16 protein-coding genes are annotated in these 13,999 nt (G+C 44.9%); 8 read left to right on the forward strand and 8 right to left on the reverse strand.

Annotated elements, in window-relative coordinates:
• Positions 1-98: 98 nt before the first annotated feature.
• The 3 genes from BEP19_RS02000 to cysK all read right to left on the reverse strand — a co-directional run bounded on the left by BEP19_RS02000 (position 99) and on the right by cysK (position 3,570).
• Entirely contained in the window at positions 99-1,562 is a 1,464-nt protein-coding gene (locus BEP19_RS02000) for a S8 family peptidase (RefSeq protein ID WP_120188171.1), read from the reverse strand.
• A 164-nt stretch (positions 1,563-1,726) separates the two neighbouring features.
• Positions 1,727-2,542 (reverse strand): metallophosphoesterase, encoded by an 816-nt coding sequence (locus BEP19_RS02005; protein ID WP_120188172.1) that lies wholly within the window; start codon positions 2,540-2,542, stop codon positions 1,727-1,729.
• Between the two features lie 110 nt (positions 2,543-2,652).
• Positions 2,653-3,570: a cysteine synthase A gene (gene cysK, locus BEP19_RS02010; RefSeq protein ID WP_120188173.1), complete on the reverse strand. Its 918-nt coding sequence runs from the start codon at positions 3,568-3,570 to the stop codon at positions 2,653-2,655.
• Positions 3,571-3,848: 278 nt separating this feature from the next.
• Between cysK and BEP19_RS02015 the strand changes: the two genes are divergently transcribed.
• Positions 3,849-4,391, forward strand: a complete 543-nt coding sequence (locus tag BEP19_RS02015) for a MarR family transcriptional regulator (RefSeq protein WP_120188174.1) — start codon at positions 3,849-3,851, stop codon at positions 4,389-4,391.
• A gap of 36 nt (positions 4,392-4,427) precedes the next feature.
• Here the strand turns inward: BEP19_RS02015 and BEP19_RS02020 are convergent, their stop codons facing one another.
• A complete protein-coding gene (locus BEP19_RS02020; RefSeq protein WP_120188175.1) occupies positions 4,428-5,105 on the reverse strand; it encodes a tetratricopeptide repeat protein in 678 nt (225 codons plus the stop codon).
• 260 nt (positions 5,106-5,365) lie between these two features.
• On the opposite strand from BEP19_RS02020, the gene BEP19_RS02025 reads away from it, so the two are divergent.
• Entirely contained in the window at positions 5,366-6,898 is a 1,533-nt protein-coding gene (locus BEP19_RS02025; RefSeq protein WP_120188176.1) for a fumarate hydratase, read from the forward strand.
• Positions 6,899-6,969: 71 nt separating this feature from the next.
• Here the strand turns inward: BEP19_RS02025 and BEP19_RS02030 are convergent, their stop codons facing one another.
• Positions 6,970-7,236, reverse strand: coding sequence for an alpha/beta-type small acid-soluble spore protein (locus tag BEP19_RS02030; RefSeq protein WP_120188177.1), 267 nt, complete (start codon positions 7,234-7,236; stop codon positions 6,970-6,972).
• Between the two features lie 153 nt (positions 7,237-7,389).
• On the opposite strand from BEP19_RS02030, the gene BEP19_RS02035 reads away from it, so the two are divergent.
• The 4 genes from BEP19_RS02035 to BEP19_RS02050 all read left to right on the forward strand — a co-directional run bounded on the left by BEP19_RS02035 (position 7,390) and on the right by BEP19_RS02050 (position 9,836).
• On the forward strand, positions 7,390-8,445 hold the full coding sequence (locus BEP19_RS02035; RefSeq protein ID WP_120188701.1) for a M42 family metallopeptidase: 1,056 nt from the start codon (positions 7,390-7,392) through the stop codon (positions 8,443-8,445).
• A gap of 9 nt (positions 8,446-8,454) precedes the next feature.
• A complete protein-coding gene (locus tag BEP19_RS02040; protein ID WP_120188178.1) occupies positions 8,455-8,961 on the forward strand; it encodes a hypothetical protein in 507 nt (168 codons plus the stop codon).
• A 136-nt stretch (positions 8,962-9,097) separates the two neighbouring features.
• Positions 9,098-9,355: an Fpa/YlaN family protein gene (locus tag BEP19_RS02045; protein ID WP_425452716.1), complete on the forward strand. Its 258-nt coding sequence runs from the start codon at positions 9,098-9,100 to the stop codon at positions 9,353-9,355.
• Positions 9,356-9,578: 223 nt separating this feature from the next.
• Complete coding sequence (locus BEP19_RS02050) at positions 9,579-9,836, forward strand: DNA alkylation repair protein (protein ID WP_120188180.1); 258 nt, start codon at positions 9,579-9,581, stop codon at positions 9,834-9,836.
• Positions 9,837-9,890: 54 nt separating this feature from the next.
• Here the strand turns inward: BEP19_RS02050 and sleB are convergent, their stop codons facing one another.
• Positions 9,891-10,634, reverse strand: a complete 744-nt coding sequence (gene sleB / locus BEP19_RS02055) for a spore cortex-lytic enzyme (protein WP_120188181.1) — start codon at positions 10,632-10,634, stop codon at positions 9,891-9,893.
• Between the two features lie 241 nt (positions 10,635-10,875).
• Here sleB and BEP19_RS02060 point away from each other — a divergent pair, with 241 nt between their 5' ends.
• The gene (locus BEP19_RS02060; RefSeq protein ID WP_120188702.1) at positions 10,876-11,256 is read left to right on the forward strand and encodes an Asp23/Gls24 family envelope stress response protein; all 381 of its coding nucleotides are present in this window, start codon (positions 10,876-10,878) and stop codon (positions 11,254-11,256) included.
• A gap of 338 nt (positions 11,257-11,594) precedes the next feature.
• On the opposite strand, the gene ftsW is transcribed toward BEP19_RS02060, so the two are convergent.
• Both ftsW and BEP19_RS02070 read right to left on the reverse strand, forming a co-directional pair.
• Entirely contained in the window at positions 11,595-12,758 is a 1,164-nt protein-coding gene (ftsW, locus tag BEP19_RS02065; protein ID WP_120188182.1) for a putative lipid II flippase FtsW, read from the reverse strand.
• 64 nt (positions 12,759-12,822) lie between these two features.
• The gene (locus BEP19_RS02070) at positions 12,823-13,167 is read right to left on the reverse strand and encodes a YugN family protein (protein WP_120188183.1); all 345 of its coding nucleotides are present in this window, start codon (positions 13,165-13,167) and stop codon (positions 12,823-12,825) included.
• Between the two features lie 173 nt (positions 13,168-13,340).
• On the opposite strand from BEP19_RS02070, the gene BEP19_RS02075 reads away from it, so the two are divergent.
• Positions 13,341-13,781 (forward strand): CBS domain-containing protein, encoded by a 441-nt coding sequence (locus tag BEP19_RS02075; RefSeq protein ID WP_120188703.1) that lies wholly within the window; start codon positions 13,341-13,343, stop codon positions 13,779-13,781.
• The last annotated feature ends 218 nt before the right edge of the window (positions 13,782-13,999 follow it).

The raw sequence follows: 13,999 nt of genomic DNA on the forward strand, positions 1-13,999 counted from the left end.
AGGAGAATCTCCGCTTAATTCCTTGGAATCCTCGATTCCCATGAGCATGTCGCCGGATTTCGTTCGCTTTCCCATTTTAGCAGGAGAATCTCCGCCTCCTACCGTCCATACAGTGGACTTAATCGCAATTTAAATAAAAGACGCTCGGCCCAGGTAGGTTGTCGGTTTGAATTTGTTCGTGTCGGCGCTTCAGGTTCAACTATGTCATCTTCAACCTCAATATCTGTCGGGTCGGAGGCGATCTGCAACGCCTTGGATACATCGATTAAACCATAGCCGTATTCATCATCCCTGCCAGCTCCAGTCACCTTTTGCGCGGATTGTTGGATGATCTTGCGTACTTGTTCATTTTTTAGACGCGGTTCAACTGACAAAATTAAGCCAGCGAGCCCGGCAACATGCGGACAGGCCATTGATGTGCCTGAGAGCGCCGCGTATTCGTTATATAGATAAGCGCTTGGGATGTCGACGCCTGGGGCGGCAATTTCCACGGTACCTCCATAGTTGGAAAATTCCGCTCGACGCGCTTGCTGATCCACAGCGGCAACACTGATGACCTCAGGATAAGCAGCCGGATAGCTTGGTTGGTTGCTGTTATCGTTTCCAGACGCGGCGACAAGCACAATCCCTTTACTGTGGGCATAGCGAATCGAGTCTAACAAAATTCCTGATGGATGATAATTTCCGACGCTCATATTGATCACTTTTGCCCCGTGATCGGCAGCCCATCGAATGCCGCGCGCGATGTCAAAGGAAGTGCCCGTTCCTTCCGAGCCAATCGCTTTGATCGGCATAATTTTATTGTTCCAGCTGACCCCCGCGATACCTAGGTTGTTGTTCGTAGAAGCAGCAATGATCCCGGCCACATGGGAGCCGTGTCCGTTGTCATCCATCGGATCGTTTTGGCCCGTTAGCACATTGTAACCTTTCACAAGCTGCCCTTGGAAATCCTGATGTTTTAAGTCGATGCCTGTATCGATGACAGCGATGATCACTTCTTCACTTCCGCGCGAAATGTCCCACGCTTTTTCCATGTTAATCATCGGCAGGTTCCACTGGTAACGTGTATAAAGCGGATCATTGGGCAGCAATCCTGTCGGGAAATCATTCGGCAATAGAAGAAAATTTGGTTCAGCAAATTCGACATCGTCGCGGCCGTTAAAGTAATTGATTAAATCGGTTTTACTTTTTGTCTTCGATTTAAAGATCCAGTAGTTGTCCCACTGACGTTTTACTTTGCCGTTGATTTGTTGCTTAATTTCGTCCAGTTCCGTCTGATCCGGGTTTTTCACGAACTTTACGGTCACTTCTCGTTTAATCGCGTGACTTTTTTCATTTTCGTTATGGTGAATCGTCATAATATGTGGACTGTGATTTAAACTTTCCACGGTCTGGCGGACTTGATTAATGTAATTGATTTTCTCAGGAATGTTAATCGGTCCATCTTTCTTTTGTTGAACGGAAAGCTGGCGTTGTCCAGGTGTCGCATAGTTCCACGCGGGTGAGACGGCAACGATTGTTAGCATTAAGGCTGTAAAAAAGATCATGAAAGGGCGCAACAAACATTCACCTCCACTTTACTGTCCATCTTGTCTTAGGATGAGGTAAACGATGCTTTTTCATAAAGGAGTTTGCTGCCAATTGAATATCTCATGACCGTGGTCGCGATTGTTTGCGCCTATATAATAAAAAAACAGCCTCTCTGCAGTTAAGCAGAAAGACTGTTTTAATTTTTAGGAACAAGTGTATGCAACGTAATTTCCGGTTTGGAACGCAAGCGGATGTTAAACCCGGTTTGCCCTAAGCCTTCACTTATATAAAAAGCTTTATTTTCATGGTAATGCAATCCTTTGATCATCTTCATTCTTGGAAGTTTCCCCATTTTAACGAGATGATACGCTTTGGGGTAATGAATTTGTCCGCCATGAAAATGACCGCTAAGTAAATAGTGATAATGATATTCCCTCATTTTGAGCACAATATTAGGGTCGTGTGTCAAAACGAGATTGAGCCCTTGGCAGCAAACGCCTGTAAACGATTTTTCAACGCGACTGCGGCCGGAATGATTGTCATCGATTCCAATGATATTGATCTTTTTGCCCATATGTTCAATTTGGATGTGTTCATTGAATAACAAGTGACAACCCCGTCGTTCGAGTTCTTCAGTCAGACGGAAAAAGTCTTTGGCCTTTAAAACATAATCATGGTTTCCAAAAACAACATAAATGCCGTGTTGCGTTGGAATTTCCTTTAATTTGTCAATGTAATTTAAAAATTTAGGGATGCTTCTCGCGCGATCTAAGTAATCCCCCGTTAAAGCGATCAAGTCAATGTCTTCGTGTTCGAGTTTTTCGACCAAATGGGACGGTGAGATTGATAAATTTTCCATGTGTAAATCGGACAGATGCAGCACATGAAGTTGAGCATCCCAATCCTTTTCATGTATAGGAAGGGTGACACGCGTAAAAACAGCTTTCCTTGTGTTCCAATGAGCGTAAAAGAGACCGAAACCTAGCGCAATAAAGCAGATGACATAAACCATTATAGAGCCTCACTCTTTCTATACACTTAGATAACTCTATTATATAAGAGATGCCCCTTTTCTTGAAGCCTAAATAAATGGAATTTGCCTGATTGTAACAATTTATTTTATTAAAGGAAAAGATCGCTTGATAAATAGCGTTCGCCCGTATCTGGAGCAATGCAGACGACACGACTTCCTGCCCCGAGTTCTCGGGCGACAAGCAGCGCGGCGTAGGCGGCGGCTCCAGCCGAAGGACCGACAAGGATGCCTTCTTTGCTTGCCAAATCGCGTGTCGTTCTGATCGCGTCCTCATCGCTAATTTGAAAAATGCGATCATAAATTTCAACATTTAAAATTTCTGGAATAAAGCCGGGGCTCGTTCCGACCAGCTTATGCGAGCCAGGCTCACCGCCCGATAGAACAGGAGATCCCTTCGGTTCAACAACATAAACGTTAATGCCTGGAATCATTTCTTTCAACACCTCGCCTGTTCCCGTCAATGTCCCGCCCGTTCCCGCCGTGGCGACAAAAGCATCGAGTTTACCTGATGTTTGTTCGATAATTTCTAATGCGGTTGTTTGGCGGTGGATTTCTGGGTTGGCTGCGTTTAAAAATTGTTGCGGCATGAAACTGTTGGGAATTTCGCGGACCAATTCCTCGGCCTTGCGGATCGAGCCAGGCATGCGTTCGTCCCCAGGCGTTAACACGACCTCGGCTCCATACGCTTTTAAAATATTAATTCTTTCTTTCGTCATCGTATCGGGCATGACCAAAATCGCTTTATACCCGCGGGCCGCCGCATTCATTGCTAATCCGATTCCTGTATTTCCACTCGTTGGTTCAATAATTGTACTGCCAGGTTTGAGTAGCCCCGCCTGTTCAGCGACAACAATCATGTGATAAGCGGCTCGATCTTTGACGCTTCCGCTTGGATTAAATTTTTCTAACTTGATAAGCACCTCTCCGTCCGCAGGTCCGACTAATCGATTCAAGCGAACGATCGGTGTGCGTCCAATTAACTCAGAAATACTTTGCGCAACACGCATTTGAAACCCTCCTATCTTCCTATTTCAATCTCTCCAGTCCCCTGTTTGAAGGGGCAAGTCTGGGGTGTGAAAATTAATTCCTATTGAATTAGTATGGTTTAAATAACATCATACGGATTTTGCTCCGCGCTTGTCAATTAAAAAATGAGTGTCGTAAGAAAGAAAAAAGAAGGAATTTATCGATTTATGGCGAAAGTTCTAACTATTAACTAATTATACAAAGGCGTCCAACAAGTGACGTTTAAGAAGTAGAATAGATAAGGTGGGCCATATAAACGATGGAAGAACATCAAAATAAAATGACATCGGATCTTCACATTACGATGAATATAATTCGCGCGATGTACAAGATCATGGAAGAGGATTGGACGAGGCAAGCAAAACGATATGACTTGACTTCTCCGCAACAACATCTTCTCTCGGTTTTGCATTTTCATGATGGGAGCACGATTACTGAAATAGCCAACCTAGGGCTATGGCACATTTCAACCGCGATGCATTTAATTGACAGAGTCGAAGAGAAGGGCCTCGTTCGCAAAGAACGGCTCCGTCACGATAAGCGGGCTTCACGGGTGTTCCTCACGGAAAAAGGACAGGGGCTCCGTGAAAAAATGGCTCATGAGGATCTGGTTCAAAGTCGGTTGCTCGCGGCGGTGATTAAAAAGCGAGATGAACATGGGTTTGCGTTAGGCAGCTTGAGGGACTTTGGGTTAGCGGTAGCTCAGGAGCTGTACGGGAAGGGATATGTTGACTATCTTGAAAAGTCCTCGCGGATGATCGATGCGGAATTGGCGCAACAACTTGAAGTAAATAAAAAATAGAATTAGGGGTACTCCTCAAAAAGTACCCCCGTTGCTTTACGCTGTTTTGGTTAATTGTCCAATTCGTTGCTCTATTTCGTACATAATGAAACAAATGGAAGCATACGATTTCTTGTTCTTTGCTTGGTGGAAAAGTTTCACCGCTTTTTTAGGATTCCCCTTGGCCGCTTCGATTTCCGCTCGGCAGGTGAGCAAGGTCGGCGAGCTCTCTTTTTCCATTCGAGATAATTGAGAAAACGCCTCAATCGCTTGACCGACTTCGCCAATTCGGGCGAAATTGCAAGAAATCAAGGCAAGGATATGCGGGGTTGAAGGCGCCTTTTCATAAAGACGCAACGCAATTTCGAGTGATTCTCGGTGGCTGCCTTTGTAATATAGAAGCCAGGAAAGATGGTTGAAAAAGAAGTTGCGAATGACTCGGTTTTGCATGCCGTGTGATTTGAGCACTTGTTGAATTCCTTCTAACAGATACTTCTCTGCATCGTCATACGCCCCATCCATCATTTCGCATGTGGCTTTATCCAATAAACCGACCGCTGTTTTGTTCTTCTTATACGATCGCAGCAATAGTTTATTAACGAGTTTCGGGCGCTGTTTAACAAGATAGCAAAAATAATGGTATCGAAAAGGAAAATGAAACCGAATGAAAGCGATCGCTGTCATCGCAATGACACCAATCACAACAGATAAAGGGGATAACTCCAAAAGTCCCATAGCAAAACCTCGCTTATTTTATCATTCTATCATCCAGTATAGCGCATTGTCATTTATATGAAAATGGACCGAACGGGGCTTGGGCGGTTGTTGTAAGCGGCGCCAATCGTGTGGTTTAACTTGGCTAGTTGGCAACTTCATTGTATGCATGGACAAACCAAAACATGTCTGGATCTCTCGTCGACGACTGTTTTCGGCGCGTAGTTTCATATTATAATAAAAAGACAATAAAAAAGAAAAGAAAGTTGGGGTTACGCGGGATGGAACAATTTAAAGAGAGTGTGTATCAATTAATTGTGGAGACATCGACAAATTTACCGCCGGACGTAAGAAGGGCGATTGTGAAGGCGCAGCAACAAGAGGACGCGGGCACTCGAGCCGCATTGTCATTGTCGACGATCGCGGGCAATATTGAGACGGCGGAAGTCAATCAATCTCCGATTTGTCAAGATACAGGGATGCCCACGTTTGAAATTAAAACGCCTGTTGCTACAAACCAGCTAGAAATGAAACAGGTTATTGAAGAGGCGATTGCTCTCGCCACAAAAAACGGAATACTACGGCCCAATTCGGTTGATTCGTTAACAGGGGAAAATACGGGTAACAACTTAGGACCTGGAGCGCCGGTGTTTCACTTTGAACAATGGGAAAAAGACGAAATTGAACTAAGACTCATTTTAAAAGGGGGCGGCTGCGAGAACAAAAACATTCAATATAGTCTGCCTTGTGAGTTGGAAGGCATCGGACGGGCGAGTCGTGATTTGGACGGGATTAGAAAATGTATTTTGCATAGTGTTTATCAAGCGCAAGGACAGGGGTGTTCCGCTGGCTTTATCGGCGTCGGGGTTGGCGGTGATCGAACGACGGGTTACGCGTTGGCAAAAGAACAATTGTTCCGAACGGTCGATGATGTCAATCCAATTGAATCGTTAGCGAAATTAGAAGATTATATTATGGAAAAAGCGAATGAGCTCGGCATTGGCACGATGGGCTTTGGCGGGCAAGCGACTTTATTAGGCTGTAAAGTTGGCGTTTTGAACCGTTTGCCTGCGAGCTTTTTTGTCTCTGTCGCTTACAATTGCTGGGCTTATCGTCGACAAGGAATTACGGTTGATCCGCAATCGGGTTTGATTAAGGCATGGTTGTACAAAGATGGTGAAGTGAAAATGTCGACTGGGACAGACCAGCAGGCTGCCAATGGGCGCGAGCGCAAGGAAGTGATTGAACTAGAAGCGCCGATTACCGAGGAAAAAATTCGTTCATTAGAAGTGGGCGATGTTGTCATGATTAACGGTCCGATGTATACGGGACGCGACGCTTTGCACAAGCACCTGACCGAAAATGATTCGCCTGTTGACCTCAATGGCGGGGTGCTTTATCATTGCGGCCCTGTGATGTTGAAAGATGACAAGGACGAGTGGCAAGTGAAGGCGGCGGGTCCAACGACGAGTATTCGCGAGGAGCCATACCAAGCGGACCTAATTAAGAAATTTGGCATCCGCGCTGTGATTGGCAAAGGCGGGATGGGGGCGAGAACGCTTGCGGCGCTTAAAGAACATGGCGGTGTTTATTTGAATGCGATCGGCGGCGCGGCGCAGTATTATGCTCAATGTATCGAAAAAGTGGAAGGTGTCGATTTCCTTGAATTCGGAATCCCAGAAGCGATGTGGCATTTGCGTGTGAAAGGATTTACAGCGATTGTGACAATGGATGCCAATGGCAACAGTCTACACGCGGATGTGGAAAAGAGTTCACTCGAAAAACTAGCTGATTTAAGAGATCCCGTCTTTTAAGTTTTATGATGTCTAGAAAGTTGGCGCGGACCGACTTTCTAGACATCTTTTTAATTTGAATGGCGGGCTGTTTATTGTTGCTTCAATTGTTCTTGGGCGAGTCGGACCATTTCTTTGACCATCGAACCGCCAATTTTACCGCCGATCTTCCCAGCGTCTTTTGACTCAAGGTGTCCGTTGTACCCTTTTTGCAAGGGAATCCCTAAACTTTGCGCCACTTCGTATTTCAACTCTGCCGGGTTGTCCGTTTGATAACCTTCTTTTTTCATGACATTCGTTTTAAAACGATCCATCGCTTGGCGGGCCTTGGGAACAAGTAACCGATTGCGTGAAGCCATCTATGCATCCCTCCTTGTCAGCAAGCTTATCTGTAGTTTGTCCTATTCTGGCTAAAATCCAAATTGGCGACAGATTGAAATTAACGGGAAGGAATGGGATACTATATTATGGGAAAAGATTCCGAAATGGAGGAATGACGAGTGGATTGGCAAATGGATTTATTTAAAACGTTAACAGAAGCGCCAGGAGCTCCAGGTTTTGAGGGGCCGGTTCGCGAAATTATGGAAGAACATTTAACACAGTATTCAGAGAAACTGATCTATGATAATTTAGGTAGCGTGTTTGGGGTCAAAACGGGGGATGCTTCGGGGCCGCGCATTATGGTGGCGGGTCATATGGATGAGGTTGCGTTCATGGTGAAGCGAATCAATGAACAAGGTTTTATTCAATTTCAAACGCTTGGCGGTTGGTGGAGTCAAGTTCTGTTGGCTCAACGCGTCGAAGTGATGACGGACAATGGACCGTTGCCAGGTGTGATTGGATCGATTCCACCTCACGTGTTGGACGAACAAGCGAGAAGAAAACCGATGCAAATAAACAAGATGTTTATCGATATTGGCGCGGATAGTAAAGAACATGCGGAGCAACTCGGAGTCAAACCGGGTCAGCCGATCATTCCCGTTTGTCCGTTTACGGTCATGGCGGACGATCAAAAGCTACTGGCCAAAGCATGGGACAATCGATACGGTTGCGCTTTGAGCATTGAATTGTTAAGAGAGATTCAAAACGTACCTCATCCCAACCTCATTTTCTCTGGAGCGACGGTTCAAGAAGAAGTCGGGTTAAGAGGAGCGGCAACGTCAGCCAATTTGTTGGACCCTGACTTGTTTATCGGTCTCGACGCTAGCGCGGCGGGGGACATTCCTGGTCTGACGGAAGGCATGGGGAAATTAGGCGGCGGCTTACTCATGAGAATCTACGATCGAACAATGATCACTCACCCTGGATTAAGGGATTATGTGATTGATCTGTGTGAGGCGGAAGGAATTAAGTATCAGTTCTTTGTTTCGATGGGCGGGACAGATGCTGGCCGCGTTCACACTTCAGGACAAGGGGTTCCGTCGATTGTGATCGGTATTCCCGCGCGTTACATTCACAGTCATACGTCGATTATTCACAAGGATGATTATGAAGCGGCGAAAAAATTGTTGCTGTCGTTAGTGAAAAAGATGGATCAGACGACGTTGCAACAAATCAAACAAAGGTAGGAATCAAGCGTGCAACATCACCTTTATTTACTTAAAAACGAAGCGAGCGATACGCTTACGACCTATACATACCGATTTGATGATCACACCTTTTCTCCCGCAAATCAAGTGTTGACCCGTCTGTTTAGACAGATGATATTGGCGGTGGAATCGGAGTTGACCCTTTTGGAAGCAGAGTATATAGATCACCAGATGGTTCAGTTGGTCGGTCTGAAGCGCGCTCAGGAAATTTTGGCTTTACTCGGGGCAAACAAACAAAACATCGTTGAAAATAAAAAGGAGAACATCGTGTTAAGCCGCAGCTTCCGCGTCCCCTTAACGGCTGAGGCTCTCCACTATTTTAAACGTATCCAAGATCTTGAAGAATTAAGCGCCTATCGTCTTTGCTCGGATCAGACTGTAAAGGTAGAGGTGTATTTCGCGAAAGAGATGAAGGCCTCATTTACAGGGCAAGAAGAGGAGAGATTCCTTCAATTGATCGCAGATGAATCGCTACCAATTCGGGTGCTTAGTTAAGTTTACGCATTACGTCGCGGCGAAAACGATAGGAAGGACCTGAGTGTTAAAGCTCGGGTCTTCTTTTCGTTCATAGAATGTGATAAACTAGGAAATATGAGTAACGGAATCGAGGGGGGAATAAACAGTGTCGCCAATGACCGCAATCGAAATTCAGCAAAGAGCCATCCAAATGTTACAAGAAGATGCTGATAAAATTTTGAAGCTGATCGAGGTTCAGTTGGACAATCTTACGATGCCTCAATGCCCTCTGTATGAAGAAGTATTGGATACGCAAATGTTTGGCTTATCGAGAGAAATAGACTTTGCTGTCCGTTTGAAGCTCATTCAAGAGGATACAGGAAGAAGAATCCTTTCCGAACTCGAGCGGAAACTATCTAAGCTCAACCGATAAAACCAACGGACGTAGTGAGAATTGAGCGCTCCTTTGTGGAGGGTTTACATATAGACAACAAAAGAGGGAAAGATTCGCTCTTTCCCGTAGGGTAGCTAAAAGTATTTAAACAGAAGTATAAAGTGTAGGGTGACTGTTCATTTCTCCTAGTGTATGGTCCATCTTTAAAAAAAGTGATTTTTGGTCACAATAGAGAAAATGAGACCAATAGGAGGAGTGTGCGTTGACTCAAGCTTTCTTTTGTCCAAATTGCAAAACTAACCGCACCCGTTTTAATTTAATTGAACAAGTTTCGAAATCAGTCAAGGTTGATCCCGCTACAGGCGCGATCGTTGAGACGTATGAGCAACACATTAAGGATCCGTTTCATGCCCCTTATCGGGGACCGAGTCATAAAGTCCAATGCGCGACATGCGGAGTTATTTCTGATGAAGAACTTTTTATCAAAGCCGCGCAAAATTATCCGCGTGGTGAAATATAACGAACTAAAAAAAGAGGCCGTCCCTGTAGAATCGGGAGGAGCCTCTTTTTTTTTTTAATTACAAAAGATATGTTTTCCGATTTTTTTAATCTGCGGTCTTGTCCAAATCCAAGGGGAAGTCGCTGTATCTGGATTAAAGTAGTAAATTGCTTTTCCAGTCGGATCCCAACCATTGATCGCGTCACGCACCGCTTTTTTAGCCGTCTCATTCGGAGTTAGCCAAATTTGTCCATCCGCGACAGCTGTAAAGGCCCTTGGTTCGAAGATGACGCCAGACGGCGTATTTGGAAATGAAGTGTGTTTGACGCGGTTGAGGATTACAGCGGCGACAGCGACCTGACCAATATAGGGTTCCCCGCGCGCTTCACCATACACGGCGTTCGCCATAATTTTGAGATCATTCTCTGAAAGACCATGTGGTTTATATGTTGTTTCGGTTTGAGTCGGTTTTGTCGGAGTGGGAGCGGGGTTTGTATTTCCGCCAGGTTTCCAGTTTTTTGTCGCTTCCCACAACTTTAATTTTGTCTTCGATCCGGCCACACCATCTACCTTCATTCCAAATTGATGTTGAAAATTTCGTAAGGCCCAATACGTGCCAGAACCGAACTTTCCGTCGACCGCCCCTTTATAAAATCCAAGAAATTTTAGCCTTCCTTGTAATTCTAAAACATCCTGACCTGTTGCTCCTTGTTTAATCGTCGCGCTGCTAAAGGTTTCTGTATTATGTACAGTAAACCAGACGCCAACTCCCGTTCCAAGCAAGCCGAGAACGAGTAAAGTGAGTAACATTTTTCTCATGATCAATAGCTCCTCCTATGTTATTAATTCCTAAACGAACGAAAGTAAATAAGTACATCGGTCTTATTTTGAGCGAAAAGGCTGGAAATAATGTATGAACGTCATTTAACAAAATAAGAGGAGTTTAATCGATCTATGGAGAAATAAAATAATAATAGTAAGAAATTCAAAAAATCAGTCCCAATCGCCTAGATTGCAGAATAAACTAGGTAGTAAATAAGGAGGGATAGACTTGGCCGAAATGAAAGATCGCGGGACAGTAAGGATTGCTGATGATGTGGTTGCCGTAATCGCTGCGATCGCGGCGGAAGAAACAGAAGGTGTAGCGAGCATGTCTGGCGGGATTGCGCAAGGTTTTGCTCGAAGAGTGAGCGGTAAAAATGTACACCGTGGCGTTCATGTCAAAGTTGACGAAGTGGAAGCAAGGATCAATCTTCACGTTATTTTAAATTACGGTGTGAAAATGGACCAAGTCTGTAAAGATTTGCAGTACCGCGTCAAGGAAGCCGTAGAAATGATGACTGGATTGCAACTCGTGGAGGTAAATGTCAAGGTCGAGGGGATTGAATTAAAGGACGACAGTCCCACGCCTCAACCACTTGTTTCTTCTCGTGTCAGGTAATGGGATGAATGAACAAATAGATTGGGGATCTAGCGGGAGTTTCGCCGCTTAATTTGTATGGTTGCCTTAGGATCTCGGGATTTACGGCAATCCAGTGGTAGTTCGGCGCATTTAACAGGAGAAACTCCGCTTAATTTGTATGGTTGCCTTAGGATCTTGGGATTTACGGCGATCCAGTGGTAGTTCGACGCATTTAACAGGAGAAACTCCGCTTAATTTGGTCTGATGTCGGTCGCCTGCCATCTCTCCCAAAGCTATCCATAAAAAGTAGGCATAGGAAAACAAAACGTTTTCCTATGCCTACTTAGTTTGCGCTTCCGAAAAGACGCCATTCTATTTTAATGACTCAATTTACGCAATTGTTGTTCTTGTCGTTGGGCTCGTTTCTTAAACGTTTCCCTTGAAATACTGAGCACAATTCCCATGCTTGTCATAAAAACAAGCAATGAGGAGCCGCCATAACTAACAAACGGAAGCGGGACGCCAGTAATCGGCATGGAACCGGTCACTCCGCCGATATTGATAATAGCTTGGATGCCGATCATGCTTACAACTCCAATCCCAACCAATAAGCCGAATGTATCTTCACATCTTAAGGTAATAAGGATGATGCGCCATAGAAAGAGGACGAAAAACAGAATGAACAAAGCGCATCCAAAAAAACCAATTTCCTCAGCGATAACGGAAAAAATAAAGTCTGTTTGCGGATACGGTAAGTAAAGGTATTTCTGAATGCTCTTCCCAAAACCTGCCCCGGAGAGTCCGCCATTGGCGATCGCATAGAAGGATTGAATGAGATGATAACCTTGTTCAAGTCCGTTCATCCCATCGTTCCAAGGATTAATAAAAGTTTTGATTCTCGCCAGTCGATAGGGGGCGGCGACGGCAAAAATAATCAACGCAACGGAAGCGACCCCGCACAACATGCCGAGATGTTTCAGGTGGGCGCCGCCTGAAAACATGATAACGACAGCCGTGAACAAAATAATCGAGGTTGTCCCGAGATCTGGCTGAAGCATAACCATGCCGCAAAAGGCAGTTGTCGCGATGAGGGCAGGAGCAAGTCCTTGTTTCCACATGCGAAACCGATCCCCTTTTTTGGCGATCAGGCCAGCTAAGTAAATAATCAATCCCAGTTTTGCAAATTCTGCGGGCTGAATGGAAAAAGATTTCCCGATCCCTAACCAACTTCGCGCCCCATTAATCTTCATCCCCAACGGCGTAAACAAAAGAAGGAGGAGAATGAAGGAGCCAATAGCGATCGTTGGAAATTTCTGTTTATAGACGGTGTACGGAATGTTCATCGTGAATAGCATGGCAATAAAGCCAAGTATGGCCCAAATCGCTTGTTTTTTTACAAAATAGAGACTGTCATTATTATAATCGGGGTTGTAGTAGGCTAGTATGTAACTAGAACTAAAAACCATAAGAATGCCAAATCCAACTAATGCTAAGGTCATGAACAATAGAAGGAAATCCGGTGATCCTCTACGTCGCTCCATATTGATCCTCTCCCAAGATTAGAATAGGCCGCCGGGTTGACGGCAGCCTAAATTGTTAAGCATCCTACGCTAATTTTGCTTTCACATCTGAAAGCTTTTTTTTAGCCGCTTCCAAAATCGCGGCAGGGATTTCCGCTTGATAGTCGATGCCGTGTGGAAAAAGGTGTTTCCCGATGTGCGGTTCTTCAAGTTGTAAAATGGCTTCAGGGTGCAAATCCCCGCCGTCAACAACATGTCCCCGAATACGCAAGTAGTAAACAGCATTTGTCGTCCGATCATCATATTTAAAATCGTATGTAGCGTGATCATAATCCCAAGTTGCATCGCTTATAAAGCCAGCGTTCTTCAAAACGTGGTCTAAATGAGCCAAATTAATTTTTAGCTCAGAAAAACTCATCTCTAATAGCATTTCGCTTCCCACTCCTTGATAGAATTGTCATTATTAAGTACTTCTATCATGATATTATGTTTTCCTGCTGGGCGCAATGTAAATTTAACGTTGCGACGCGAGGAAGAGGATGAATGAATGTCTTTTGTTTAGGAAAACCTACATATGATCACGCAATTCAAGGAGGGCTTGGGATGGCGAATACAATTCGTAATATTATGACGACAGATGTCGAATGTGTCACATTGCTAGACAACGTGTATGAAGTGGCTTGTAAAATGCGCGACCACGATGTTGGGATCGTTCCGGTTGTGGATGATCAACAAAATTGTATCGGCGTAATTACGGACCGAGATATTGTGATCCGCGGGGTTGCCGGTAAACGATCAGGTTCGAGCGCGGTTGAACAAGTGATGAGCGAAACTTTGATTACGGGGACACCAGAGATGAGTGTCGATGAGGCGGCAAAATTAATGGCTGAAAAACAAATTCGTCGCCTGCCGATTATAGAAAATGGAAAGTTGGCCGGAATTGTTGCAATGGCTGACCTGGCTGTGCGCGATAAATTCGCTGATCAAGCCGGTTATGCGTTAAGCGAAATATCTGAACAACGCGGAGAAGAACATCTCCAATAATGAAGCCCCGATTGGGGCTTTTTCTTTTGCCTCCGTGTCCGTTGTTTTGTGGTGGCGTGTCTGGTCCTCATAACACGCGCGGCGGGGGCCCTTAGAATGGGCCTGTTCCACGCTAATCTTCCTCTAAAAAAAAGACAAAGATGACAAGGACAATAATAATGACCCATAACCAAACATTATCTTCATGAAACCAACGGTATAGACTCAGGGCAGGTTCC

The organism is Ammoniphilus oxalaticus, assembly GCF_003609605.1.
GTDB lineage: Bacteria > Bacillota > Bacilli > Aneurinibacillales > RAOX-1 > Ammoniphilus > Ammoniphilus oxalaticus.

Bases quoted from the DNA above. Each gene is read 5' to 3' on its own strand.
- BEP19_RS02020 (WP_120188175.1), bottom strand. From the start codon at position 5,105: ATGGGACTTTTGGAGTTATCCCCTTTATCTGTTGTGATTGGTGTCATT.
- cysK (WP_120188173.1), bottom strand. From the start codon at position 3,570: ATGCGTGTTGCGCAAAGTATTTCTGAGTTAATTGGACGCACACCGATC.
- BEP19_RS02025 (WP_120188176.1), top strand. From the start codon at position 5,366: ATGGAACAATTTAAAGAGAGTGTGTATCAATTAATTGTGGAGACATCG.
- BEP19_RS02015 (WP_120188174.1), top strand. From the start codon at position 3,849: ATGGAAGAACATCAAAATAAAATGACATCGGATCTTCACATTACGATG.
- BEP19_RS02030 (WP_120188177.1), bottom strand. From the start codon at position 7,236: ATGGCTTCACGCAATCGGTTACTTGTTCCCAAGGCCCGCCAAGCGATG.
- sleB (WP_120188181.1), bottom strand. From the start codon at position 10,634: ATGAGAAAAATGTTACTCACTTTACTCGTTCTCGGCTTGCTTGGAACG.
- ftsW (WP_120188182.1), bottom strand. From the start codon at position 12,758: ATGGAGCGACGTAGAGGATCACCGGATTTCCTTCTATTGTTCATGACC.
- BEP19_RS02070 (WP_120188183.1), bottom strand. From the start codon at position 13,167: ATGCTATTAGAGATGAGTTTTTCTGAGCTAAAAATTAATTTGGCTCAT.
- BEP19_RS02005 (WP_120188172.1), bottom strand. From the start codon at position 2,542: ATGGTTTATGTCATCTGCTTTATTGCGCTAGGTTTCGGTCTCTTTTAC.
- BEP19_RS02075 (WP_120188703.1), top strand. From the start codon at position 13,341: ATGGCGAATACAATTCGTAATATTATGACGACAGATGTCGAATGTGTC.
- BEP19_RS02045 (WP_425452716.1), top strand. From the start codon at position 9,098: ATGACCGCAATCGAAATTCAGCAAAGAGCCATCCAAATGTTACAAGAA.
- BEP19_RS02035 (WP_120188701.1), top strand. From the start codon at position 7,390: ATGGATTTATTTAAAACGTTAACAGAAGCGCCAGGAGCTCCAGGTTTT.
- BEP19_RS02060 (WP_120188702.1), top strand. From the start codon at position 10,876: ATGAAAGATCGCGGGACAGTAAGGATTGCTGATGATGTGGTTGCCGTA.